This is a genomic window from Nonlabens sp. Hel1_33_55 (genome assembly GCF_900101765.1).
GTDB lineage: Bacteria > Bacteroidota > Bacteroidia > Flavobacteriales > Flavobacteriaceae > Nonlabens.
The window spans coordinates 2,030,785-2,056,181 of record NZ_LT627735.1 but is presented as its reverse complement, the minus strand read 5'-3'; the positions used below and the strand labels follow the sequence as shown (position 1 = coordinate 2,056,181).

Genomic DNA, 25,397 nt, shown 5'->3' with positions numbered 1-25,397 from the left:
TTTTAGATTAAGCTTTAAAGATATCAAGCAAATGCTAAATTTATCTTAAGTAGATGTTAAGTAAAGTTGTTAATGTGTCAGTGTTTTCTCGCTTTCGCGAAAGCGAAACCCAATTAGAATTTGATCCACAAAAAAAAGCCACCTCATGATGAGATGGCTTTCTAAATAAATTATCGGTACACGAATTACATCATGCCGCCCATGCCTCCTGGCATTCCACCACCTGGCATTCCGCCGCCGCCGTTGTCTTCCTTTATTTCAACTAAAGCACATTCAGTGGTAAGGATCATTCCTGCAACTGACGCTGCATTTTCAAGGGCAACACGAGTTACCTTTTTAGGGTCAATGATTCCTTCTTTTAGCATGTCCACGTACTTGTCGTTTTTAGCATCGTAGCCGTAGTTACCACCTTTAGATTCTAAAATCTTGGCAATTACCACACTTCCTTCACCACCAGCATTCTCAACGATAGTTCTCAACGGGCTTTCTATCGCACGTACTACAATCGATATTCCAGTTTCTTGGTCAAAGTTTTCAGCTTTCAACTTAGCTAGAACAGATTTTGCTCTTACTAATGCAACACCACCACCAGCAACAATTCCTTCTTCAACCGCTGCACGAGTTGCATGAAGTGCATCATCCACACGATCTTTTTTCTCTTTCATTTCAACTTCGCTTGCTGCACCTACATAAAGTACGGCAACACCACCAGCTAACTTAGCTAGACGCTCTTGAAGTTTTTCTTTGTCGTAATCAGAGGTTGTGTTCTCGATTTGAGATTTGATCTGACCTACGCGATCCTTGATGTCCTTGTTAGAACCAGCACCGTTTACAATAGTTGTATTATCCTTATTGATGTCCACTTTCTCTGCTGTACCTAACATGTCGATGGTTGCGTTCTCAAGAGTGAAACCTCTTTCTTCAGAAATTACTGTACCACCAGTCAAGATTGCGATGTCTTCCAGCATAGCTTTTCTACGGTCACCAAAACCTGGAGCCTTAACAGCTGCAATTTTCAATGCGCCACGCAATTTGTTTACTACAAGAGTTGCAAGAGCCTCACCATCTACATCCTCAGCAATGATCAATAACGGCTTACCTGATTGTGCTACTGGTTCAAGAACCGGCATCAAATCCTTCATGGTAGAGATCTTCTTGTCAAATAACAAGATATATGGATTCTCTAATTCGGTTGTCATTTTCTCACTATTGGTAACAAAATATGGAGAAAGGTATCCACGGTCAAACTGCATACCTTCAACAACATCTACATAAGTTTCAGTTCCTTTAGCTTCTTCTACAGTGATAACACCTTCTTTTCCAACTTTTCCAAAAGCTTTAGCGATCAAGTCGCCAATCATCTCGTCATTGTTAGCAGATATACTCGCTACTTGCTTGATCATCTCGCTAGAGTCACCTACTTTTTTAGCTTGCTTCTCAAGATCCTTAACGATAGCCTCGACCGCTTGGTCAATACCTCTCTTAAGGTCCATTGGGTTAGCACCAGCAGCTACGTTTTTCAAACCTTCTTTTACAATAGCTTGAGCTAGTACAGTTGCGGTAGTTGTACCATCACCGGCAAGATCGTTGGTTTTAGAAGCAACCTCCTTAACCATTTGTGCACCCATATTCTCAAGCTCGTTTTCAAGTTCGATTTCTTTGGCTACACTTACACCATCCTTGGTCACCACTGGCGCACCGAATGATTTACCAATGATTACGTTACGACCCTTAGGTCCCAAGGTTACCTTTACTGCATTAGCAAGTGCATCGACGCCTCGTTTGATACCGTCTCTTGCTTCTATGTCAAATTTTATGTCTTTTGCCATTTTTAATGTTTTATAGAAAGACTGCTCAGTGGCAACCTTTCATTTGTTGTTTAATAATTTGATTGATGGTTGTTTCGCTTTCGCGAAAGCGAACTAATTCTCACTACACTATTGCAAGAATATCGTCTTCTCTCATGATAAGATAGTCCGTGCCTTCCAGCTTCAATTCTGAACCGCTGTATTTACCGTACAATACAGTGTCACCAACCTTTACGGTCATGTCATGATCCTTGTTACCTTTACCTACTGCCACGACAGTTCCTTGTTGTGGTTTTTCTTTTGCTGTATCTGGAATATATAGACCAGAAGCGGTTTTCTGTTCTGCTGCGGTAGGTTCGATAAGAACTCTATCTGATAATGGTTGAATATTTAATGCCATTTTTTAAAAATGTTTAAAGTTATTTAGTGAAGGTGTAATGTTCCATAAATATGCCACAAGCTCAATGCTGACAAAACATCATATAAATAAAATATCCAGCACGATGGCTGGATATTTTGTCAGTTATATGTAAGTAAATTTATTGCTCAGTCTCTGGAGTGTCATCTGCAGTAGCTGCAGGAGTTTGTTGTGGTGTGCTATTCAAATCTGGAGCTTCTACTTCAATAGGCTCTGCTACTTGAATAGTTCCAGCTTGATTTTCTTTGATCAAAAACGTACTTGCAGCAAGAATGAAAACTAAAAGTAGAGTTGAAAGAACCCAAGTACTCTTGTCTAGAAAGTCTCCTGTTTTCTTAACACCACCTAATTGCTGTGTGCCACCACCACCAAAACTGGAGGACAAACCACCACCTTTAGGATTTTGAACCATGATCACGATGACAAGTAAAAAGGCTACAAATATGATGAGGCCTAGAAATATATAAAATGAAGTCATTTAAGTATTACTTTGTAAGTTCTTGATTTCCCGAATTCGGTCTGCAAAGAAACCACTTTTTTCTGGATGCTGCAATATCATTATCTCGTAAGATTTTATTGCCTTCTCGTAATTTTTCTGTGCGAGGTAGACCTTAGCAAGCGTTTCTGTCATTAATTGTTTCTCACTGTCGGTATTGTAGCCTGTAGGTAATTCTGCCGTTCCTGATTTGCGTGGTGTGATGCGAGGTTTTGCTTTTAAAAATTCATCTATACGACGCATTTTTTCGAGCTTTTCCTCGTCGATCTCAATAGGTTCTACCGCTATTTGTTCAACGGACTTAGTCTCGTCAGACCTATCGATAGGTTTCACATTAGTTAGTTGCAACCATTCACTAAAGCTGTATTTATCATCTTTCTTGAATTCCAATACGTCATTGGGTACCACGTTTTCTGATGTCGAGGTATTCTTTTTTTCAAAAAGATCTGCGTCCGTTACTTTATTGAAATCTGTATCTGCGTTTAGATCATTCGTTCTAACCTGTACTTCTTCAACCTCGACCTCAATGTTTTCAAGTTGTTCCTGTTGGGCTTTGATCTGCTCGCTTATTCTGTTTTGTAAGAACACATCAGAGGTTATAAAATCAAAAAGAACAGATCGATCAGCCGTATGTGCAGCAGTTACCTGCAGTTCCTTATTGTAAACCGAACTTTGTGCATTGTGCAACCCTTTCAAATAAACACTACGAGCCGATTGAAAATAAGGATACTCCCTAAGGGTTGCTTCTAGGTTGGGCAAGTCGTCTGGATGCACTTCGCTAGGGTTGGATAGAATATGGTGGAGTCTACCGGTATTTACCATTTTGCAAGTGTATCATTAAATATATCCTGTGTAATTTGTGTGTAAATCACATCCAGTGCTGTGTCTAATGCAGCGTTTTGCAATATGGTATTTGCGTCATAGTCATAGTAGAAACTATAAGGCTTTTCAAAGCTTTCCTCATCGTTTTTGGTATTGATAAAGCGCACATTAATATCGATGGTCAATCTATTTTGAGACGCGCGATTATTTGCGGTAGCCGTGATAGGTGAGATATAATAACGAGTAATCTCTCCTTGATAAATATAGTCTCCGTTTTGCGTTACTAGAGTAAGGCTACTCTGATCTTGTATCAAATCCTGAAGCGCTAATGTGAATGTGCGCTCTATACCAACCTCAGTTTGTACCGCTGTGTACCCAAAATAATCTACCTGAAACGTATTGATGTTATCAGGAATCGATACAGCATTCAAACTATAAAATCCACAGGATTGTAGACTGGAAATCAATACTACAACCATACCCATTTTAAATATTCTAGAGATCATATTGCTTTATTTTGCGATACAAGGTACGTTCTGAAATTCCCAAATCATCTGCTGCTGCTTTGCGTTTTCCTTCGTGACGTTCCAGTGATTTTTTGATGAGTTCAATTTCTTTTTCTACTAGCGATAAAGATTCTTCTTCTTCTACCTCGGTTGCAAAATCGTATCGATCTACCGCAGTTTCAACTTCGTTGTTTGAAGTAGGTTGCGCCATATTCTTATCGTAGGCATCTTCTTGACTTACTTCATAAGCTTGATCGATAACATCTTCATAATCGTCAGAATTACTGCTATCGTTACTGCCGTAAATGCGATTGATCAATCCTTGCTGCTTTTCTTTAACGTCAACGCTGCTCCCGCTATTCATGAGCTCGTTGGTCAATTTTTTGAGATCATTCAAGTCGTTTTTCATATCAAACAAAACCTTGTATAGAATCTCACGCTCGTTAGCAAACTCGCTATCGCTCGTTTTCTTTTCGCCAATCACGGCAGGCAAATTACTACCAGCATCTGGTAGGTAATTCTTCAGGGTTGTTCCTGTGATATTTCTTTCTTTTTCAAGAACGCTAATCTGTTCTGCGATGTTGCGCAGCTGTCTAATGTTACCGCTCCATCTGTAATTTTGTAATAGTGAGATGGCATTATCATCAAGACGCAGCGTCGGCATTTTATACTTTCCAGCAAAATCAGATGCAAACTTGCGGAAGAGCAAATGAATATCTTCCTTACGCTTGCGCAATGGTGGCAATTCAATCTCTACGGTACTCAAACGATAATAGAGGTCTTCCCTAAACTTTCCTTTTTCAATAGCCGTGAACATGTTCACGTTAGTCGCTGCAACGATACGTACATCCGTTTTTTGAGTTTGTGACGATCCTACTTTTAGGAATTCTCCATTTTCCAAAACACGCAGCAAACGAACTTGTGTAGGCAATGGCAATTCGCCAACTTCATCTAGAAAAATAGTACCGCCATCAGCTACCTCAAAGTAACCGCTTCTTGTTTGTGTGGCACCGGTAAAGGCTCCTTTCTCATGGCCGAAAAGTTCTGAATCGATCGTTCCTTCTGGAATCGCACCACAGTTGACCGCAATATATTTAGCGTGTTTTCTAAAGGATTGTGAATGAATAATACGAGGTATACTTTCTTTACCAACACCACTTTCTCCAGTCACTAATACCGAAATATCAGTAGGAGCAACTTGCAATGCTTTTTCAATAGCACGGTTAAAAGTTGGGTCGTTCCCTATAAGTTCAAAACGCTGTTTGACAGATGTTACTGTTTCCATAAATTAAGCTTGAATTCTAACAGGTCCTTCCATATCACTGTAACCAACTGCTTCTCCTATGAGAGTCGCGCCAGTACAGTCATCCACACGTACCATTACCATGTCACCAACTTTGTAATTTTCCTTTGGGAATACGGCTACTACATTATGAGAGGTTTTCCCAGCCCATTGATCGGCAGATTTTTTTGATTCTTTTTCAATCAAAACCTCCACAATGGTGTTGAGGTTTTGAGCGGTGCGCATGGCGCTATGCTCTTGTTGTAAATTTATAATTTCAACAAGCCTGCGGTGTTTGACATCTGCAGGAATATCGTCTTCTAGTTTGCGCGCTGCCAGCGTTCCTGGACGCTCTGAATAGGCGAACATAAATCCGAAATCATATTTTACGTAACGCATCAAACTCAAGGTATCTTGATGATCTTCTTCGGTTTCTGTTGGGAAACCGGCAATCATATCTTGCGAGATAGAAACACCTGGAATGATAGCATTTACCCTATCAATAAGATCCATATATTCTTGTCTCGTATGCAGACGGTTCATGGCTTTGAGAATGCGATCACTACCAGATTGTACGGGCAAGTGAATGTAATCACAGATATTTCTGTGTGCTGCCATAGCATGTAATACATCATCACTAATATCCTGCGGATTACTAGTTGAAAAACGTATTCTCATATCAGGTTGTGCGTTAGCTACCTTATGAAGCAATTGGGCAAAATCTATTGCCGTCGCCTTAGCCATTTTGCTAGCTTTCTTAAAATCTTTTTTTAGACCACCGCCATACCATAGATAGGAATCCACATTTTGACCCAACAAAGTGATTTCTTTAAAACCTTTTGAGGCAAGATCATTTACTTCTTCTATAATACTGTATGGATCACGGCTGCGCTCACGTCCACGTGTGAACGGTACCACGCAAAAGGTACACATGTTATCGCAACCGCGAGTGATAGAAACAAAGGCAGTAACACCATTGGAATGCAAGCGCACTGGCGCTACATCACCATAAGTTTCATCGCGTGACAATAACACGTTAACGGCATCGCGGCCTTCATCAATTTCTGCAATCAAGTTAGGAAGATCCTTGTAGGCATCAGGTCCCACAACCATATCCACGATCTTTTCCTCCTCCAGAAATTTTTCCTTTAAACGCTCTGCCATGCATCCTAGAACACCGACTTTCATCTTCGGGTTGTGATCCAGCTTCACGGCATTATACTTTTCAAGTCGTTTGCGTACGGTCTGTTCTGCTTTGTCACGTATGGAACAGGTGTTAACCAGAACCAGGTCTGCTTCTTTTAAATCTTGTGTCGTATTGAAACCCTGCGTAGCAAGGATCGAGGCTACGACCTCACTATCGGCAAAATTCATCTGGCAACCGTAGCTTTCTATGAAAAGCTTGCGCTTGTTTTGTTGCAATGGTGCAATTTCCAGCGCGGTTCCTTGTTTTTCTTCTTCTATAATTTTTTCCATCTGCATGCTTCTCTTATCGAGTTTGCAAAGATAGTTTTTTGGACGGATTGTGACAAGTTGGCAGTATTAATCTTATGTTGATGTTTTGGTTCGCTTTCGCGAAAGCGAGTTTTATCACATACCTCCATGCACTACACGGTCATAAGTTGATAAGATAAAGTTCTGAGGAATTTAAATTACAGTCAATTGGTTTAAGAGACGGGAGACGGGAGACGAGATGCAAGAGGAAAGAGAAAAGAAAAAAGAGACAAGAAATACTATTAAGAAATGAAAAGATAGGATTTAAGACAACGTTCTAAGTTGATACACTTCAAAGGGCCGATCTGAATTAACCATTACTAAAATCCTAGTCGATCTCTCGCGTTAGGGATAGGAGTGAAAATCCTTTTATCACGCATTAGCGTGACAAAAGATTGTAACGCATAGCCCGACCATACCGCTTTTTGGCGGGATGGTAACGCCCCACAACAAATAAGAATTTCAATATTACAGTTTCAATAAAATCTTGACCTTATTATATAACAAGCAGCAAATGAAACCTTTATAATCAATATATCACTTGTAAACAGCTGTTTAACAACGATTTATATTTTTAATAAAAATATCCTATACCTTTGCAGGCTAAATCAAATAGCTGAATGGCAAAGAATCTGGTAATTGTAGAGTCGCCCGCAAAGGCAAAAACGATCGAGAAATTTCTGGGTAAGGATTATAAGGTAGCGTCCAGTTTTGGACATATCGCAGACTTACCAGCAAAGGAACTGGGCGTTGCGGTAGACAAGGATTTTGAGCCTAAATACATTGTGAGCAGTGATAAGAAAGATCTTGTCAAAAAGCTCAAGAAAATGGCTGCCGAATCTGATATGGTATGGCTTGCGAGTGATGAGGATCGTGAAGGTGAAGCTATTGCATGGCACCTGGCAGAGCAGCTGGATTTAAAGAAAGAAAAGACAAAGCGTATCGTTTTCAATGCGATTACTAAAAGTGCGGTTCAAAATGCCATTGACAATCCACGTGATATAGATTACGATCTGGTCAATGCACAGCAGGCAAGACGTGTTCTGGATAGAATTGTAGGTTATGAGATCTCTCCTATATTATGGAGAAAGGTGAAAGGTGGCGCGAGTGCTGGCCGTGTACAATCGGTAGCTGTACGTTTAATCGTAGAGCGTGAACAGGAAATACATGACTTTGAAGGCGATAATTTTTACCGCGTTGATGCCGATTTTGCTACAGCAGATAAAAAGTCTTTAAAGGCAAAATTGCCTTCAAATCTATCTTCACGCAAAGAAGCGGAAGATTTTTTAGAGCAAAATAAAGGAGCAAAATTTCATGTAGCTGACCTTGTAAAAAAGCCGGCCAAAAAATCTCCAGCACCACCATTTACAACTTCAACACTACAACAGGAAGCATCAAGAAAGCTGTCCTTTAATGTGAGCCGCACCATGCAGTTGGCGCAACGACTTTATGAAGCTGGTCTCATTACTTATATGAGGACTGATAGTGTGAACTTAAGTAAAGAGGCCAAAACCGGCGCTCAAGATGAGATTTTAAAAGCCTACGGTAAGGATTTCCATAAAGAGCGTAATTATAAAGGTAAATCTAAAGGAGCGCAGGAAGCCCATGAGGCAATTAGACCTACAGATTTTAACTTGCATTCTTCTGGTGCAGATCGTGATCAGACTAGATTGTATGAACTGATCTGGAAAAGAGCCATCGCATCCCAGATGAGTGACGCACAACTTGAACGTACTAATGTTACCATCGCTGCAGACAAGCACGACAAGAACTTTACCGCTAGCGGTGAAATCGTCAAATTTGAAGGATTTCTAAAAGTCTATCTGGAAAGTACTGACGATGAAGATCTGGAGCAAGAAGGCCTGTTGCCACCCTTGAAAAAAGGACAGGCGCTTACCAATAAAAAAATTACTGCTACAGAGCGTTTTTCAAGACCACCATATCGTTACAGTGAAGCTTCACTAGTAAAGAAATTAGAAGAACTAGGAATAGGTCGACCATCTACTTATGCGCCAACTATTACTACGGTTCAAAACCGTAAGTATGTAGAGAAAGGTCAAAGTACTGGTGAAGAGCGTGCATACGTCCAGCTTGTGCTTAAAGATTCGAAGGTTGTTGAAAAAGAACTTTCTGAAACTACCGGAAGCAATAAAGGAAAATTGGTGCCGACTGATGTAGGTCGGGTAGTGAACGACTTTTTAGTCGCTCACTTTGAAAATATTCTGGACTATAACTTCACCGCCAAGGTAGAAGAGTCCTTTGATAACATCGCCGAAGGGAAAGAGCAATGGACCGATATGATGGACCATTTCTATAAAAAATTCCACCCAACCGTCACTGACGTTGCAGAAAATGCAGAACGTGAAGTAGGTGAGCGAGTTTTGGGTAAAGACCCTAAGACTGGAAAACCTATATCTGTTAGATTGGGAAGATTTGGTGCAATGGCACAAATAGGAACGGTAGAAGATGAGGAGAAACCTCAATTTGCCAGTTTGCTACCATCTCAGTCTTTGAATACCATCACGCTGGAAGAAGTCATGGATTTGTTCAAGCTACCTAGAACGGTAGGCGAGTACAACGGTCATCCAGTTGAGGTGAACCAAGGAAGATTTGGACCTTATGTGAAATTCAACGAGAAGACATTTGTTTCTCTTGAAGACGGCGACGACCCAATGACATTGACTTTTGAACGTGCTGGCGAGTTAATTGCTGCAAAGGAAAAAGCAGATGCTCCTATATATATGTATGACGAGCAACCTGTTACTAAAGGTGTAGGCCGTTTTGGACCCTACATTAAATGGGCAGGTATGTTTATATCTGTCAACAAGAAATATGATTTTGATAATCTGACTAATGATGATATCGAGACCTTAATCAAGGATAAAATCCAAAAGGAAAAGGATAAGCTTATCGTGGATTGGGAAGAAGAAGGCATCAGGATTGAAAAGGCGCGTTGGGGTAGACACAATGTAATCAAAGGAAAAACAAAGGTGGAACTTGCAAAAACCATTGATCCTTTAAAAATCACTTTGGAAGAAGCTAAAGAGATGATTGCTAAAAAAGCTCCCAAGAAGAAAGCGGCGGCTAAGAAAAAAACTACTGCAAAGAAGAAAGCTCCTGCTAAGAAGAAGACCGCTTCCGCGAAAGCGAAAAAGAAATAAGCTTCATGATTCTAGAATATCTCCAACCTATCGATGACGCCACGGTGGCGCACGCTAGGATTCAAGAAGATCGTACACTAGGTAAGACCATCCAGTTGCATACTAAGCAGGATGGTCTTCCTGATTTAGAAAATGTTGATATCGCTATGATTGCGGTTCTTGAAAACCGTAGGGATCAAAACGCTTTGTTGCCTATGGGCAATCTAGATGGTGTACGACGCAAATTGTATGAATTGTTCCCTGGCAATTGGCACAGTATGATCGCAGACTTAGGCAATATTATGCCAGGTGAAAGCGTGAATGACACCTATTTTGTGGTGCGAGAATTGACCGCTCATTTTATCAAACAGGGAATTATTCCTATCATTCTAGGCGGTAGTCAAGACTTGATGTATCCAATTTATAGGGCTTTTGATGAAATAAAGCCCATGATCAATGTGGTGAATGTTGATCGCAGGTTTGATCTGGGGAATATTGAGATGCCTATCGATAGCCATAGCTACATAGGAAAAATGGTCGCAACAGAACCTTACAATTTATTCAATTATAGTAACCTCGGTTATCAGACATATTTCAATTCGCAAGAAGAAATTGATTTGCTGGATCGTTTGTTTTTTGATGCCGTACGATTGGGAGAAATACAAGGTGATATGACCATCGCTGAGCCTGTCATTAGAGACTGTGATTTGTTAGGAATTGATATCTTAAGCGTCCAGGCAAATGATCTTTTATATGATAAAGGGCACCCAAACGGATTTCAATCGGCTCAAATGTGCAGTTTATCGAGATATTCTGGAATCAGTGATCGATTAAAGGCGTTCGGAATTTTTGAGATTCCTAGTGGAGATTTTCCGGTTTTGGAAAGTGCTGTTTCTCAGATCCTCTGGTATTTTTTTGAAGGGTACAATTTTAGGCATGGAGAGTATCCAGTTGACGTTTCATCGGGTTTTTTGAAATATCAGGTACCTATTGAGGATCAGGTTCTTAAGTTCTACAAATCTGTTAAAACAGAACGTTGGTGGATTGAATTACCCTTTAATTCTGCTATCAATAATAAACTGAAACAATACACGTTATTACCCTGTGACAAGAAGGATTACCTGCAGGCAACAGATCAAATTTTGCCAGAACGATGGTTAAAAGCACGTCAAAAAAACGAGATATAATCAGTTGTTCAAGCCTTTTTTTAAATAATAATAGAATAGAAATAGTTGGGGAATTGAAATCTTTTAGATAGGTTTACCAGCTTAAATCTTAAACCAAAGAGGAAACGTACTTATGAAAAAATTACTTATGCTCGTTGCGGTCATCGCTTTTCTTGCCAGTTGTGGTAAGGGCGATCGCGGTCAACTGGTAGGTGTAAAAGGTAAGAAATGGCATCCAGAGAAACCTTATGGTATGACTCTGGTTCCAGGTGGATCTTTTATAATGGGTAAAGCAGATGATGATATCGCTGCTACTCTAAATGCACCAGCCAAAACGGTTACGGTACCGTCCTTCTATATGGATGAAACTGAGATTACAAATGCAGAATATCGCAAGTTTACTAACTGGGTGCGCGATTCTACTCTAAGAATGAGACTCGCTATACTTGCAGATGATGAAGGTCTGGTTCAAGGTGATGGAGGAACAGGAGATTTTGCTTTTCAAAATACAGATCCAGATGACATGACTGTCTGGGAACAATATGTTGAGGACAATTACATAGGATTAGGTGAGACTGGATATGAAGGTCGTAAACTAAACTGGGATGAGGATCTTATATGGGATACTGAAGATATTCCTGACGAATATTATGCTGAGGCTTATGACTCCATGTATATTCCTTTTGAAGAAGCGTATAACGGAAAGAGATCTATTGATGTTGAGAAATTGATCTTTAGATATTCTGAGAAGGATGTTCAGAAAGCTGCCAAAAATCGTGATTTAAGTAGAAAGGATTTTATCAAAACCTACACAACGAGAATTTATCCAGACACGACGGTATGGATTCGTGATTTCAACTACAGTTATAATGAGCCCATGCATAATGATTATTATCATCATGCAGCTTTTGACGATTATCCTGTGGTAGGTATAAACTGGATGCAAGCAAAAGCATTTGCTCACTGGAGAACTCTTTATCACAACGGTGATCGTAGACAAAAGAAAAACCTAGAGGATGTACCTGATTACCGACTGCCAACTGAGGCAGAGTGGGAATATGCCGCTCGCGGTGGATTAGAAGGTGCCACGTTCCCTTGGGGTGGACCTTATGCAAAGAATGACCGTGGTTGTTTCCTTGCAAACTTTAAACCTTTACGTGGAGATTACGCAGCAGATCAAGCATTGTATACTGTAGAGGCAGATGCTTATGAACCTAATGATTACAACTTATATAACATGTCTGGTAACGTTTCAGAATGGGTGAACTCATCCTATGAACCTGGTGCCTATGAATATATGAGTTCCATGAGTCCTGTTGTGAATGACGAGAATAATCGTCGCAAAGGAGTTCGCGGTGGATCATGGAAAGACGTTTCCTACTTCCTTGAAGTTGGAACCAGAGATTATGAATATCAGGATTCTGCAAGAAGTTATATAGGCTTCAGAACAGTTCAATCCTATGTAGGTACTGACGTCACCCTAAACGCAGCTACAAATTAATATTACCCAAACAATAACTATCAATTAAAAAAGGTCCCTATCAATGGCACAATCTAAAACAACTAAGAAATTATTTAACATGGCTTACGGTCTAGGAGCCGCAGTCGTAATTATTGGAGCACTATTTAAAATTTTGCACTGGGAACTTCCTCTAGGTTTCTATACACTCACCGGTGGTGACTTACTAGCTATTGGTCTTTTGACTGAGGCGGCAATTTTTGCAATTTCTGCATTTGAGCCCGTTGATGATGATCTAGACTGGTCTATCGTTTATCCAGAGCTTGCAGGTGGTCCCGCTTCCGCGAAAGCGAAACAAACAACCATCATTGAGGAAGAAGAAGCTCAAGGAATGTTATCCAAGAAATTAGATGCCATGCTTAAGGATGCAAAAGTAGACGCTGCCTTAATGGAGAGTCTAGGAACAAGCATTAGAAGTTTTGAAGGCGCAGCTAAAGGAATGGCTCCAACCGCTGAAGCTATGTCATCCACTAAAAAATATTCTGAGGAAATGGCTCTTGCCGCTGCTCAAATGGAATCATTAAACAGTCTTTATAAAGTACAAGTAGAAAGTACAGCCCGTCAAGCAGAAGTAAATGAGCAAGTAGCTCAAAATGCTGGTCGTCTTAAAGATCAAATGGAAGGATTAGCAAATAACCTAAGCAGTCTTAATGGCGTGTATGGTAACATGCTAGGAGCCATGAAAGGATAATTAGTCGCAATCAAAAAATTAATTACTACTAATTAAACAATTATGGCAGGAGGACAAGGCCCAAGGCAGAAGATGATTAACCTAATGTATCTGGTTTTTATCGCGATGCTGGCCCTTAATATGAGTAAGGAAGTCTTAACGGCTTTTGGACTAATGGAAGAAAGTGTTGCAGAAAATAATAACACTTTAGAATTAAGAAACGAGGCTTCGTTTACAGCTTTGAATGCAAAAGCAGCAGAGCAACCCAAACAATTCCAAGAAGCAGCAGAATCAGCTGCTCAGGTGACACAAATAAGTGAGGATTTTGATTCTTACCTATCTGGTTTGAAAGATGAAATGATGGCTTCCGTTGATCCAGAAAATCAAGGAGACTATCAATCACAGGATAAGACTGATTTTCTAGACACCAAGTTTTTTCAAGGTGACGGGTTATCTGATGATGGTAAAATTTTCATCCAGCAAATGAATGATTATCGTACCAGCATGATCGCCGCACTTCCAGATGCTGGTTATGATGACCTAAAAGCTGAAATCAATGAGAAATTTGATACCAGTGATGTACCATCAGAACGAGCAGATCCAGATAGTGAAAAGATCAGTTATCTAAATTATAATTTTGAAGGATATCCTTTAATTGCTTCTAAGGCAAAGATTACGCAAATGCAGAATGACATCAAAAATGCTGAAGCAGATGTTTTAGGTCAATTGCTACAAGGAGAACTTATCGAGATCGCATCCATGAACAACTATCGTTCTATCGTTAGCCTTGAAAAAGGAGCTTTCTTCAATGGTGAGACAGTAACTGGAGAAGTGGTTTTGGGTCGTTATGATGATAATATGAAACCTACAAAGGTTGTTATAAACGGTTCTGAGATTCCTCCTAGTCAGATTCAGAATGGACGCGTTATGTTGAATTTTGGTGCTGGCGCCGTAGGTGATAAAGAAATTACTGGTGAGATGCAGTTTGTTGAAAATGGTGAAACGGTAACGATTCCTATCAATCAGAAATACTCTGTTATCGGTAAGCCTAACTCTGCAACCATTAGTGCAGATAAGATGAATGTAGTGTATCGCGGTGTTGATAACCCAATGACGATATCCTTTGCAGGTGTTGACCCAAGTAAAGTTAGTGCGAGTGCTGCGGGATTGAGTTCTCGCGGTGGATCAAGCTATATGATGAAGCCAGCTGGTGGCGCAACGGTAAACATTAATGTTTCTGCAAAATTACCAGATGGAACTACAGCTAGCGATAACAAAACATTCCGTATCAAAGATCTTCCTAATCCAACAGGATTAATAAGTGGAGAATTTGATGGAGTTCGCAAGAACAGATCTAACCTTGCAATATCTACTGTATCTGCTGCGTTCTTAGACTTTGACTTTGACTTGACACCACAGGTGACCGAGTTTATTTTTAAAGTTCAAGGACAACCTGGTATTAAAGTATCCGGTAATAAATTGAATGCTGCTGCGCAAGCTGCCTTGCAACGTGCACCACAAGGTTCTATCGTACAGATCGCACAGATCAAAACGACGGTTCCAGGAGTGCGAACTAAAGCGACGACACCAGTATCTATTGAATTGACAGATTAATAACAATATTATGATGAACAAATTAGTAGCCCTTATTGCATTCTTACTAACTGTTGGAATGGTTCAGGCTCAGAATAACATTCTGAATGCTAAATCATTTGATGAGATAGGAGAGAAGACTCTTGAGCAGGTAATCAACGATAATGACACGCCTTTACCTTATGGCTTTGTTGGAGATCGCGATATCTTATGGGAACGTAATGTTTGGGAGAAAATCGATCTAGATGAGAAGGTTAACTTTCCATTATACTATCCAGTGGACACTAATTTTGTAGGAAGCGAGAGGAGATCGCTGTTTCATGTTATTACTAAAGCAGCTGCAGAAGGTAAAGTAAAGCTTTACGCAGATTCTTATGGTAATACGGAACGTAATTTCCAGGATTTAGGAAGTAGTTTGAAACGTGTTGATACCTCTGACGTTGGTATACAGCGATTCAATGAAACTGGTAGTGTTCCAGCAGAATTCATTACGACGACTACCATCAATGCAAACATGGTTTCACAATATCACATACGTGGTGTATGGTATTTTGATAGCCGTCAAGCAGAAATGAAATATAGAATGATTGCTTTAGCGCCAGTAACTCCAGATGTAAACTTCCTAGATGATCCACAAGGTGTGGAATTGTTCTGGGTATTCTATCCCGATATGAGGGATATTTTACATGAGGCTAAAGTCTTTAATGAACGAAATTCTGCTAGACCTTTTACCTTTGACCACTTGTTGAATTCCAGACATTTCAATGCTACGATTTATAAAATTGATAATGTCCAAGGTGATAGAGAAGTTGAAAGCTACATCACTAATAATTCTATGATGCAATTGCTGGAATCAGATCGACTTAAAGAGACGATTAGAAACTTTGAATTGGATATGTGGAATTATTAAGAACTATAAAGTATAATTTAAGCCTTGCATTGCAAGGCTTTTTTTATGCCTTGAACTCAGTATTTTTGGGCCTATGAAAGATGTGATAATTGTTGGTGGTGGAATATCTGGTGCTACGCTGGCATGGCAATGGTTTTTACAGGGAAAATCAATTCATTGGATAGCAGATGAGAAGCAATCCTCAAGCCACGTAGCGGCTGGAGTATTCAATCCGGTGGTTTTAAAAAGGTTCAGTCCTATTTGGAAAGCTCAGGAGCAGCTGGATTTTATATTTCCATTCTATAAAGAGGTTGAGAATTACTTAAAGAGTAGCGTACTTGAAATGGTTCCTGTATGGCGCCGTTTGCATGATCAAAAAGAACGCTCTACATGGATTAGAAAGTCAAATAGGGATGATCTAGCTAACTTGATGATTACAGAGCCTTCAGACACATCTATTTCAGGAATTGAGGCTGGTAACGGCTATGGTATCGTTAAGCATACAGGTTGGCTCAATACGATGGCCTATCTAAGTGATTCTATAAAGTTTTTTCAAGATAGGAATGAGTTTATTAAAGCATCTCTGGACTATGAAAAACTAGATATTACCAATGATCACGTTAGTTACAATGGAATAGATGCAAAGGCCATCATTTTTGCAGAAGGCAACGGATTAAGAAACAATCCATGGTTCCATCAGTTACCGTTGCAAGGTAATAAAGGCGAAATCCTCATTATAAAATGTCCAGGATTGAAGCTGGAGCAGATTATAAAGTCCTCAGTCTTTCTGATGCCTTATAGAGAAGATCTCTTTTGGGTTGGCGCTACTTACGAACGCGAATACACATCAGCAGAACCAAGCGATGAAGCCCGAGAATTTTTAATTTCAAAGCTGGAAACCTTCTTAAAGCTTCCATACGAGATTGTCGATCACAAAAGCGGAATTCGTCCTACCACAATAGATAGACGACCTTTTTTGGGATCAAATAAAGATTATAAAAACCTTTATGTATTCAACGGAATGGGAAGTCGCGCCTCGCTTATCGCGCCATGGGCATCGCAGCAATTATTAGAATCTATCTATAATGGCCACCAACTGCCTAAGGAAATGGATATCGCAAGATTTGATAATTAGAAGCAAAGCTCTAACTCAAATTTTGCGGCTTTAGCTTACAGCTATTTCTTAGCCTTTTCTGGATCGTAATCCATAAAAATATTGATCCATATATTTCGGGATAGCCTGATGATAATAGGTAATCCAAGAATCATAACCGCCATGATCACAAAAAATATGGCCAGAGGTTGCAGGTTGAATAAAAAGTAGGTAATAACAAACGTTGCTACAGCTATCGCAACACCTACACCATAGCTCACATACATGGAGCCGTAAAAAAAGCTAGGCTCGATCTTATATTTAGTACCACAATGAGAGCAGCGTTCGTGCATTTCCTGTGTTTTTTTTGGGTTATACATGTTGCTACTGGTGTACATGGATTCCTGTTGACAAACAGGACATGTACCTGTGAAAATACTGTAGATTTTTGTGCCTTTTAGCATGGGAAAGCTTTAGTGTTTATTGGGATAGCTGCATCTTTGCAAAGATACAAATTTGCTATGCTTAACATCCATGATTTGCACGTCAGCTTTGGCGGTGAACCACTCTTTGAAGAGATAACCTTTAGGCTCAATGCGGGCAACCGCGTGGGTTTGATTGGTAAAAACGGTGCCGGTAAATCTACCATGCTCAAGGTTATTGCGGGAGACATTCCGGCAGATCAAGGTTCCCTCGCGATTGAAAAAGAAGTGAGCATAGGCTTCCTGCGACAGGATATTGATTTTGAAATGGGTAGAACGGTGCTGGAAGAGGCGTATACCGCTTTCGCGAAAGCGAGATCCATAGAAACCCAAATGGAAGAAATCAATCATCAGTTAGCTACAAGAACTGATTATGAGTCTGACAGCTACATGCAGTTGATTCAGGATATAGGTGATTTGACACATGAATATGAGATCATTGGAGGTTACCAGTACAAAGGGGAAACCGAGAAGATTTTAAAAGGTCTTGCGTTTAAACCAGAGCAATTTGACAAACTCACTGATGAGCTTTCTGGTGGATGGCGCATGAGAATCGAGCTGGCAAAACTCCTGTTGGAAAAGCACGATATATTGTTGCTCGATGAACCTACCAACCACTTAGATATTGACTCTATTCTTTGGCTGGAACAATTTCTCCAAACCTATCCAGGTGCCGTTGTAATCGTTAGTCACGATAAGATGTTTCTTGACAACGTGACAAACCGTACCATTGAGATAAGCTTGGGACGTATTTATGATTACCCTAAACCATACACCAAATTCCTAGAACTGCGTGCAGAGCTGCGCGAGCAACAAGCTGCCACCGCAAAAAATCAGCAAAAGGAAATTGAGCGCACAGAGAAACTTATAGAAAAGTTCAAAGCCAAAGCCAGCAAAGCCACCATGGCGCAATCGCTCGTTAAGAAGCTCAACCGTATGGATGTGGTAGAAGTGGATCAAGTGGATAATGCTGCGATGAATATCAACTTCTCGCAATCAATCCAACCTGGTAAAATCGTCCTAGAGTTAGATCAGATCCAAAAATCCTATGCCGATAAAAATGTCCTGCGCAACATCGACCTGATGGTGGAGCGTGGCACTAGGCTCGCATTTGTGGGACAGAATGGTATGGGAAAATCAACCCTTGCCAAAATTATTGTAGGCGACATCAAAGACTACAAAGGTGAAGTCAATCTAGGACACAACGTTCAGTTAGGATATTTCGCCCAGAATCAAGCCGAGTATCTTGATGGTGAAAAAACGGTGCTGGACACCATGATTGACGCTGCAGACGATAGCAATAGAGTAAAGGTGCGCGACATGCTGGGTTCTTTCCTTTTCCGTGGTGATGAAGTGGAAAAAAAGGTGAAGGTATTGAGTGGTGGTGAGCGCAACAGGCTGGCCTTGTGTAAACTGTTGTTACAGCCATTCAACGTTTTGATCATGGATGAGCCTACCAACCACCTTGACATTCAGTCAAAGAATGTATTAAAGCAAGCACTGGTAAAATTTGAGGGAACGCTTATAGTGGTTTCTCACGATCGTGAATTTCTGCAAGGATTGACAGATCTGGTCTATGAATTCCGCGATCATAAACTGCATACCTTTCTTGGTGATATTAATTATTACCTGGAACAGCGCAAGGCTCGTGACATGAGAGAGATTGAGAAAAGCACTAAGGTTAAGGATAGTTCGCTTTCGCGAAAGCGAGAAAATACCGACAGCAAGCCATCTTATGAGCAACAAAAAAAGATAAAATCACTCAACAACCGTCTTTCCAATGCCGAATCTGAAATCAATAAGATGGAACGGGAAATCACAAAGATGGATGCTGAACTAGCTGCAGACTATGATAAAACGTCCGCAGATCCTACCTTCTTTGAGAGGTATAAAGCAAAGAAAAAAGCGCTGGATGAATGGATGAAAAAATGGGAAGTTGTCTCTGAAGAAATCGATGCGCTGGACTAATACGAGTAATAGTTGTACCAACATCTTTAAGGTTTAATTAACACGTGACCTGTAGTCGTAACCTAGTTTTGCGATTCTTAGTGTCATTTTAGCTTATAAAATTCATGCGTAGGATCATTCTTATAATTCTTGCTGTCGTTATCATTGGAGGCGCGGCAATTGGAGCAAAACTTCTATATGACAGCAAAACCGCTCCAAAGCCACAAGTCAAAAAAGAGGTCAAGATTGTTAGCACAGACACCATCCAGAATGCTACTATTCCCATAGTGATTCCCGCTAATGGTAATCTACAAGCAAAGCGACGTGTGGAACTATATGCAGAGGTTAGTGGTGTGTTCCGTACTTCGGGAAAACTGTTTAGAACCGGTCAGGAATATAGGGCTGGAGAGACGTTGATCTCTATTGATAATACCGAATTTTACTCGCAGGTTAGGAGTTCTAGGGCTACATTGAATAACGAGATTACAGCGATCATGCCTGATTTGCGTCTGGACTATCCAGAATCTTATCAGCAATGGCAAGATTATCTTGATAACTGGAATACAAACACGACCACACCAGCACTGCCAGAACCAGTCAGTGATAGAGAAAAATATTTTGTCACTGGAAGGAATATTTATACCACTTTTTATAATCTCAAGAATTTAGAAAACCGCTTAATCAAATACCGCATCACGGCACCGTTTGCTGGCGTGCTTACTGACGCTATGGTTACGGAAGGAACACTGGTGCGTAGCGGCCAGCAACTGGGTGAATTTATTCAAACAGGTACCTATGAAATGCAGGTTTCCATCAGTGCAGAATTTGCTGACTTATTAGAGATAGGTGAAAAAGTAGCATTGAAAAATATCTCTGGAAGCAAAACGTATCAAGGTGAGGTCACTCGGGTCAATGGAAAGGTAGATCAGGCTTCCCAGACTATTACAGTAGTCATAGAGGTTAAAAACAAGGATTTGAAAGAAGGCATGTATTTGACAGCTAACCTAGATGCACAGAATATCAATGATGCGGTGGAACTAGATCGCAGTCTTCTTCAAAATGGGAATCAGATTTTTGTGGTACGCGATAATAAACTAGAGCTGATGGATGTGAATCCGGTTTACTTTTCAGATAACACCGTTGTGCTAAAAGGACTTGAAAATGATACAGTCATTATCTCGCAAGCCATATCTGGAGCATACGAAGGAATGATCGTCAAAACCGAGGAGCAGGCCAAAGAAGACCAAGCCAAAGAAACTGCTGCAACGGCTTCTAAAGAAGATGCCGCTTCATGAGAACTGTTATTGCTTATTTCATAAAACATCATGTTGCTGTCAACGTGGTGATTTTTGCTTTTATAATATTTGGGGTTTTAGGAATGCTTTCTTTGAAATCTTCATTCTTCCCGCTGGTTGATTCTAAAATCATCACGATCAATGTTACTTATCCTGGAGCAGCACCTCAGGAAATTGAAGAAGGCGTTGTACTTAAGATTGAAGATAACCTTAAGGGTATTGAAGGTATTGATAGAGTAACATCTGCTTCTAGGGAAAACGCTGGAACAATTACAGTCGAGATTATCAAAGGTTACAATATTGACTTCATGTTGCTGGAAGTTAAAAACGCTGTAGATCGTGTGCCATCCTATCCAGTAGGAATGGAGCCCTTAGTAGTTGCTAAAAGAGAAGAGTCTAGACCTACAATTACATTTGCATTAAGTGGAAAAAATGTACCTCTAGCAACACTAAAGCAACTGGCTCGAGATGTGGAGAATGATTTGCGAGGGATTGACGGTATTTCCCAAATTGAAATCACTGGTTATCCTGCGGAAGAGATAGAAATTGCCGTCAACGAGAATACCTTGTTGGGTTATAACGTCACTTTTCAAGAAGTAGCAGATGCCGTCGCAAGCTCTAACATTCTAACTACAGGTGGTAACATCAAAACTGATGTTGAGGAATATCTTATTAGAGCAAATAATCGCTCTTATTATGGTGATGAATTGAACTTCATTCCTGTAAGAACCAGAGCTGACGGTACCACTATTTTCTTAAAAGACGTTGCCACGGTTCGGGATAGATTTGCAGAATCACCCAACGCCTCTTACTTTGATAATGAGCGTGCGGTAAACATGACCGTCACGAGTACCAATGCAGAAGATTTAATAGGCAGTGCAGATAAGGTAAAGGAATATATAGAAGAGTATAACCAGCGATTCACTAACGTGCAACTTAATGTGGTGAGCGATCGCTCAATTACCCTCAATCAGCGTACAGCTTTGCTGACCGAAAATGCCGTGATTGGTATGTTGTTGGTTTTATTGTTTTTATCTGTTTTCTTGAATACAAGATTGGCTTTTTGGGTAGCATTTGGATTACCTATTGCATTTCTTGGGATGTTCATTTTTGCGGGACAGTTTGATGTTACTATCAATGTGCTATCGTTATTTGGGATGATCATTGTAATTGGTATCCTGGTAGATGACGGTATCGTAATTGCTGAAAATATTTATCAGCATTATGAAGATGGAAAGGATCCAGTAACCGCAGCGATCGACGGGACTATGGAGGTGATCCCGCCTATTTTGAGTGCGATCATTACAACCATTTTAGCATTCTCCACATTCTTATTTCTGGACGGCAGGATAGGAGAGTTTTTTAGTGAGGTTTCTGTTATTGTGATTTTGACGCTGTTGGTTTCTTTAGTAGAAGCATTGATCATATTACCGGCTCACCTGGCGCATTCCAAAGCGCTGCAAACTAAATCTGACAAACCTAAAACAGGAATTTCCAAAGCATTTCAAAAAATGCGCGTTGTCAATGAATATGGTGATAAGGCTATGAACTGGATGCGTGATAAAGCTTACGCTCCAGCGTTGAGGTTCACATTAAAAAACCAATTCCTAACCTTTTCGTTTTTCGTAGCGGCACTTCTTTTGACCATTGGTTCTGTAGGCGGTGGCGTGATAGGTGTTACGTTGTTTCCGCAAATTTCAAGTGATCAGGTTTCAGTCACGTTGGAAATGCCCAACGGTACGGCAGAATCTATCACAGACAGTATTATTGGTTCCATTCAGGAGAAAGCACAAATCGTCAATAAAGAGTTGACTGATGAATATTTGACTGATGAGGAATATGGTGATTCCGTCATGCTTTTTGAGAATATTATAAAAGCTCAAACGTCGTCTTCATCGGCTAGCTTATCGATTAACCTGTTACCGGGAGAAACACGACCAGAGGATTTGAAGTCGCCCATAGTGGCCAATCGTTTGCGAGAATTAGTAGGTGTTATCCCTGGAGCCGAAACGTTGAACTTTGGGTCTGGCGGAAATTTTGGAGGTAGTCCGGTTTCTGTTTCACTATTGAGTAATAATATTGAGGAACTAAAAGCGGCCACAGAAGATTTCAAAGAGATCCTCAGCCAAAACTCACTACTTAAAGATATTGAGGATAATGATCCAGCAGGAATAAAAGAAATAAAACTGGAGCTGAATGATAACGCTTATGCGTTGGGTCTAACTTCTAGAGCGGTGATGTCACAGGTGCGCGCTGCCTTTTTTGGACAGGAAGCACAGCGATTCCAGCGAGGTCAGGATGAAATAAGAGTATGGGTACGTTACGAACGCGACAATAGAAATAGTATCAAGGATATGGATGAGTTGCGTATCCAGACACCTAATGGTGATCGTGTTCCATTGCGTGATATTGCAGACTACACCATTGAACGTGGTGACGTAGTCATTAACCACTTGGAAGGAAGGCGTGAAATCTTGATAAGTGCAGACCTCAAAGATCCAAATGAAAGCGCCACAGATATACTGACTGATATTCAAGACAATATCATTCCAGAGTTACAAAAGAAATATCCTACCATATCGCCCAATTACCTAAGTGGACAAGCTCGTGAGGCAGAAAAAATCTCAAGCAGCGCCAGTTTCATTTTCCCTTTGGTTTTGCTTATCATTTACTTTGTCATTGCTTTCACCTTCCGTAGTGGGACGCAGCCTATCATGTTGATTTTATTGATTCCTTTTAGCTTTGTCGCCGTCGCTTGGGGACACTGGATTCATGGTTTTCCAGTAAATATATTAAGTATGCTGGGCATCATTGCGTTGATAGGAATCATGGTAAATGATGGACTCGTATTGATTGGTAAATTCAATTCTCTCATAGCAGATGGAATGAAGTTTGACGACGCTTTATTTGAGGCAGGGAAAAGCCGTTTCAGAGCTATATTTTTAACATCCTTAACAACGGTTGCAGGACTCGCACCACTGTTGTTGGAAAAGAGCAGGCAAGCACAATTCTTAAAACCTATGGCGATTTCCATCTCCTATGGAATTGGGATTGCTACCGTATTGACATTACTTTTATTACCGTTATTCCTCAGCTTTGGTAACAATAGCAAAGTATGGATTCACTGGCTGCGTACCGGTGAGAAAGTGAGCAAGCGATCTGTGACCAGCATTGCCAAAGAACAGGATCATGTGGATGAATTTGAAGAGAAGAAAGATGAATAGAAAGCTTCAAATATGTTTGGTGGGGTTGATGTTGTTCGCTTTCGCGAAAGCGAAATCCCAACAAGCACCAGAACCATTACTGACTAAGGAACAAGCCGTTGAGCTGATGCTTCAAAATAATTTTGACATCCAGATTTCCAACAATCAACTGGAGGTTGCAGACAATAACCAAGACATCCTCAATAGTGGATATTTGCCTAGTGTGACTGGTAGTGCGACGGCAAGTTATAGCAATTCAGACAGCCGTACAGAATTTGGTTCTACTAGAGATAGTCTAGGAATTTTAGTGGCACCACGTCAACCGGTAGTTTTGAATGACCAGATCTCACGCCGTTATGATGCAAGCATTGGAGCAGATTATCTATTGTTTGATGGATTGGGCAGGTATTATAATTACAAGATTTTAAAGGAGCAGTATAATCTTTCTGACTTGCAGGTTAGAGAGGTGATTGAGAATACAACTGTGCAACTCATGACCGTATATTACGATGTGGCGCGTATCACAGAAAATCTTTCGGTTTTTAGACAAACTCTGGAAAATACTCGAGAAAGAGAAAGGCGCGCGCAATATCAGTTTGAATACGGTCAGGTAAATAAGCTGGAGGTTTTGAACGCACAAGTAGATATTAATACAGATAGTATCAATGTTCTTAATGCCCGCCAAAACCTAGAAAATGCTAAACGTGACCTGAACCTTGTAATGAATAGGGAAATTGATGATGCGACATTTGTAGTAGATACTTTAGTTGCGCTACGACCAGAACTTGAGATTTTGAGTTATCTGGATGAGGTTGATGATAATGTGCGATTAATGCTGGCTCGCAGTAATGTGCAAATAAGTGAATGGGATATTAATACGGCTAAGGCGCTTTTGCTTCCTAGAATAGGCCTGAGTGGTAGCTATGGATGGAATAGGGCAGAGGATCCCCAAAGTCCATTTTTCCCATCTAGAACCAGCACCAGTGATGCGGTTAATCTGGGAGCTTCACTTACCTGGAATATTTTTGACGGTGGTCAAGGAATTACTGGAATCAGGAATGCAAAACTCACCGCCGAAAATGAAAAACTACGATTACAACAGATTGAAAAGCAAGTAACACGTGACATTTCTAACGCTCGTGGGACTTACCAAAATGCACTCGCTATCTATCGCCTACAACAACAAAACCTAGAAACGAACCGCAATAATTTTCAAAGGTCTGAAGAGCAGTATCGTCTAGGTCAAATTACCAGTATAGTCCTGCGACAAGCACAAATCAATCTGACCAATGCATTAACAACTAGAAACCTCGCCAAGTATGACGCAAAGCTAGCAGAACTGCAGCTGTTGCAACTTGCCGGTGATTTGATGTCGCAACCCTTATGATAGAATATTTCTTTTCATGTCCTCATTGCTGGCAGGAAATAAGTATGCTGCTGGATCCAGCCTATTCACAAACCTATGTAGAAGATTGCGAGGTATGTTGTAATCCTATAGAGGTATCGGTAAGTTTTGATGATGGAGAATTGATGTCCTTTGAAGCTAGCGAAATAGGGCAATAAAAAAACCGCTC

The 25,397-nt window shown here is 40.4% G+C and carries 20 protein-coding genes; 12 read left to right on the top strand and 8 right to left on the bottom strand.

The features are described 5' to 3' along the window. Nucleotides 1–185: 185 nt before the first annotated feature. The 7 genes from groL to miaB form a co-directional block, all read right to left on the bottom strand. Entirely contained in the window at nt 186–1,829 is a 1,644-nt protein-coding gene (groL, locus tag BLO34_RS09135; protein WP_090754653.1) for a chaperonin GroEL, read from the bottom strand. Nucleotides 1,830–1,932: 103 nt separating this feature from the next. Beyond that, complete coding sequence (gene groES / locus BLO34_RS09130; protein ID WP_090754652.1) at nt 1,933–2,208, bottom strand: co-chaperone GroES; 276 nt, start codon at nt 2,206–2,208, stop codon at nt 1,933–1,935. A 139-nt stretch (nt 2,209–2,347) separates the two neighbouring features. Beyond that, nucleotides 2,348–2,704, bottom strand: coding sequence for a preprotein translocase subunit SecG (gene secG / locus BLO34_RS09125; RefSeq protein WP_090754650.1), 357 nt, complete (start codon nt 2,702–2,704; stop codon nt 2,348–2,350). After that, nucleotides 2,705–3,544: a hypothetical protein gene (locus tag BLO34_RS09120; protein ID WP_090754649.1), complete on the bottom strand. Its 840-nt coding sequence runs from the start codon at nt 3,542–3,544 to the stop codon at nt 2,705–2,707. Continuing rightward, nucleotides 3,538–4,050 carry an LPS assembly lipoprotein LptE gene (gene lptE, locus BLO34_RS09115; protein WP_090754647.1) on the bottom strand — a complete coding sequence of 171 codons (513 nt, stop codon included), beginning with the start codon at nt 4,048–4,050 and terminating at the stop codon, nt 3,538–3,540. The genes BLO34_RS09120 and lptE overlap by 7 nt, the downstream gene beginning before the upstream one ends. Further along, entirely contained in the window at nt 4,040–5,335 is a 1,296-nt protein-coding gene (locus tag BLO34_RS09110; protein WP_090754645.1) for a sigma-54 interaction domain-containing protein, read from the bottom strand. Before BLO34_RS09110 ends, lptE begins: the two co-directional genes overlap by 11 nt. Before the next feature lie 3 nt (nt 5,336–5,338). After that, nucleotides 5,339–6,808, bottom strand: a complete 1,470-nt coding sequence (miaB, locus tag BLO34_RS09105; RefSeq protein WP_090756574.1) for a tRNA (N6-isopentenyl adenosine(37)-C2)-methylthiotransferase MiaB — start codon at nt 6,806–6,808, stop codon at nt 5,339–5,341. Nucleotides 6,809–7,446: 638 nt separating this feature from the next. Between miaB and topA the strand changes: the two genes are divergently transcribed. The 7 genes from topA (at nt 7,447) to BLO34_RS09070 (ending at nt 16,938) form a co-directional block, all read left to right on the top strand. After that, on the top strand, nt 7,447–9,987 hold the full coding sequence (gene topA, locus BLO34_RS09100) for a type I DNA topoisomerase (RefSeq protein WP_090754643.1): 2,541 nt from the start codon (nt 7,447–7,449) through the stop codon (nt 9,985–9,987). Between the two features lie 5 nt (nt 9,988–9,992). Beyond that, nucleotides 9,993–11,153, top strand: a complete 1,161-nt coding sequence (locus BLO34_RS09095; protein WP_090754641.1) for a formimidoylglutamase — start codon at nt 9,993–9,995, stop codon at nt 11,151–11,153. Nucleotides 11,154–11,265: 112 nt separating this feature from the next. Further along, a complete protein-coding gene (gldK, locus tag BLO34_RS09090; RefSeq protein WP_090754639.1) occupies nt 11,266–12,633 on the top strand; it encodes a gliding motility lipoprotein GldK in 1,368 nt (455 codons plus the stop codon). Between the two features lie 43 nt (nt 12,634–12,676). After that, entirely contained in the window at nt 12,677–13,342 is a 666-nt protein-coding gene (gene gldL, locus BLO34_RS09085; protein ID WP_090754637.1) for a gliding motility protein GldL, read from the top strand. Nucleotides 13,343–13,384: 42 nt separating this feature from the next. Then, a complete protein-coding gene (gldM, locus tag BLO34_RS09080) occupies nt 13,385–14,935 on the top strand; it encodes a gliding motility protein GldM (protein WP_090754636.1) in 1,551 nt (516 codons plus the stop codon). Between the two features lie 10 nt (nt 14,936–14,945). Beyond that, nucleotides 14,946–15,824 (top strand): gliding motility protein GldN, encoded by an 879-nt coding sequence (gene gldN, locus BLO34_RS09075; protein ID WP_317039226.1) that lies wholly within the window; start codon nt 14,946–14,948, stop codon nt 15,822–15,824. A gap of 73 nt (nt 15,825–15,897) precedes the next feature. Beyond that, nucleotides 15,898–16,938: an NAD(P)/FAD-dependent oxidoreductase gene (locus BLO34_RS09070; protein ID WP_090754632.1), complete on the top strand. Its 1,041-nt coding sequence runs from the start codon at nt 15,898–15,900 to the stop codon at nt 16,936–16,938. Between the two features lie 41 nt (nt 16,939–16,979). Here the strand turns inward: BLO34_RS09070 and BLO34_RS09065 are convergent, their stop codons facing one another. Further along, nucleotides 16,980–17,360 (bottom strand): DUF983 domain-containing protein, encoded by a 381-nt coding sequence (locus BLO34_RS09065; protein ID WP_090754630.1) that lies wholly within the window; start codon nt 17,358–17,360, stop codon nt 16,980–16,982. 57 nt (nt 17,361–17,417) lie between these two features. Between BLO34_RS09065 and BLO34_RS09060 the strand changes: the two genes are divergently transcribed. From BLO34_RS09060 to BLO34_RS09040, 5 genes are all read left to right on the top strand, one after another. Next, nucleotides 17,418–19,346, top strand: coding sequence for an ABC-F family ATP-binding cassette domain-containing protein (locus tag BLO34_RS09060; protein ID WP_090754628.1), 1,929 nt, complete (start codon nt 17,418–17,420; stop codon nt 19,344–19,346). Nucleotides 19,347–19,450: 104 nt separating this feature from the next. After that, nucleotides 19,451–20,620 (top strand): efflux RND transporter periplasmic adaptor subunit, encoded by a 1,170-nt coding sequence (locus BLO34_RS09055; RefSeq protein ID WP_090754626.1) that lies wholly within the window; start codon nt 19,451–19,453, stop codon nt 20,618–20,620. Further along, nucleotides 20,617–23,844, top strand: coding sequence for an efflux RND transporter permease subunit (locus BLO34_RS09050; RefSeq protein WP_090754624.1), 3,228 nt, complete (start codon nt 20,617–20,619; stop codon nt 23,842–23,844). Before BLO34_RS09055 ends, BLO34_RS09050 begins: the two co-directional genes overlap by 4 nt. After that, complete coding sequence (locus tag BLO34_RS09045) at nt 23,837–25,210, top strand: TolC family protein (RefSeq protein WP_090754622.1); 1,374 nt, start codon at nt 23,837–23,839, stop codon at nt 25,208–25,210. The genes BLO34_RS09050 and BLO34_RS09045 overlap by 8 nt, the downstream gene beginning before the upstream one ends. Further along, nucleotides 25,207–25,386, top strand: coding sequence for a CPXCG motif-containing cysteine-rich protein (locus BLO34_RS09040; protein WP_090754621.1), 180 nt, complete (start codon nt 25,207–25,209; stop codon nt 25,384–25,386). Before BLO34_RS09045 ends, BLO34_RS09040 begins: the two co-directional genes overlap by 4 nt. Nucleotides 25,387–25,397: the final 11 nt, after the last annotated feature.

What these genes read in the sequence shown, in the direction of transcription:
- groL (WP_090754653.1), bottom strand. Translation starts at nt 1,829, where the DNA reads ATGGCAAAAGACATAAAATTTGACATAGAAGCAAGAGACGGTATCAAA.
- groES (WP_090754652.1), bottom strand. Translation starts at nt 2,208, where the DNA reads ATGGCATTAAATATTCAACCATTATCAGATAGAGTTCTTATCGAACCT.
- secG (WP_090754650.1), bottom strand. Translation starts at nt 2,704, where the DNA reads ATGACTTCATTTTATATATTTCTAGGCCTCATCATATTTGTAGCCTTT.
- BLO34_RS09120 (WP_090754649.1), bottom strand. Translation starts at nt 3,544, where the DNA reads ATGGTAAATACCGGTAGACTCCACCATATTCTATCCAACCCTAGCGAA.
- lptE (WP_090754647.1), bottom strand. Translation starts at nt 4,050, where the DNA reads ATGATCTCTAGAATATTTAAAATGGGTATGGTTGTAGTATTGATTTCC.
- BLO34_RS09110 (WP_090754645.1), bottom strand. Translation starts at nt 5,335, where the DNA reads ATGGAAACAGTAACATCTGTCAAACAGCGTTTTGAACTTATAGGGAAC.
- miaB (WP_090756574.1), bottom strand. Translation starts at nt 6,808, where the DNA reads ATGGAAAAAATTATAGAAGAAGAAAAACAAGGAACCGCGCTGGAAATT.
- topA (WP_090754643.1), top strand. Translation starts at nt 7,447, where the DNA reads ATGGCAAAGAATCTGGTAATTGTAGAGTCGCCCGCAAAGGCAAAAACG.
- BLO34_RS09095 (WP_090754641.1), top strand. Translation starts at nt 9,993, where the DNA reads ATGATTCTAGAATATCTCCAACCTATCGATGACGCCACGGTGGCGCAC.
- gldK (WP_090754639.1), top strand. Translation starts at nt 11,266, where the DNA reads ATGAAAAAATTACTTATGCTCGTTGCGGTCATCGCTTTTCTTGCCAGT.
- gldL (WP_090754637.1), top strand. Translation starts at nt 12,677, where the DNA reads ATGGCACAATCTAAAACAACTAAGAAATTATTTAACATGGCTTACGGT.
- gldM (WP_090754636.1), top strand. Translation starts at nt 13,385, where the DNA reads ATGGCAGGAGGACAAGGCCCAAGGCAGAAGATGATTAACCTAATGTAT.
- gldN (WP_317039226.1), top strand. Translation starts at nt 14,946, where the DNA reads ATGATGAACAAATTAGTAGCCCTTATTGCATTCTTACTAACTGTTGGA.
- BLO34_RS09070 (WP_090754632.1), top strand. Translation starts at nt 15,898, where the DNA reads ATGAAAGATGTGATAATTGTTGGTGGTGGAATATCTGGTGCTACGCTG.
- BLO34_RS09065 (WP_090754630.1), bottom strand. Translation starts at nt 17,360, where the DNA reads ATGCTAAAAGGCACAAAAATCTACAGTATTTTCACAGGTACATGTCCT.
- BLO34_RS09060 (WP_090754628.1), top strand. Translation starts at nt 17,418, where the DNA reads ATGCTTAACATCCATGATTTGCACGTCAGCTTTGGCGGTGAACCACTC.
- BLO34_RS09055 (WP_090754626.1), top strand. Translation starts at nt 19,451, where the DNA reads ATGCGTAGGATCATTCTTATAATTCTTGCTGTCGTTATCATTGGAGGC.
- BLO34_RS09050 (WP_090754624.1), top strand. Translation starts at nt 20,617, where the DNA reads ATGAGAACTGTTATTGCTTATTTCATAAAACATCATGTTGCTGTCAAC.
- BLO34_RS09045 (WP_090754622.1), top strand. Translation starts at nt 23,837, where the DNA reads ATGAATAGAAAGCTTCAAATATGTTTGGTGGGGTTGATGTTGTTCGCT.
- BLO34_RS09040 (WP_090754621.1), top strand. Translation starts at nt 25,207, where the DNA reads ATGATAGAATATTTCTTTTCATGTCCTCATTGCTGGCAGGAAATAAGT.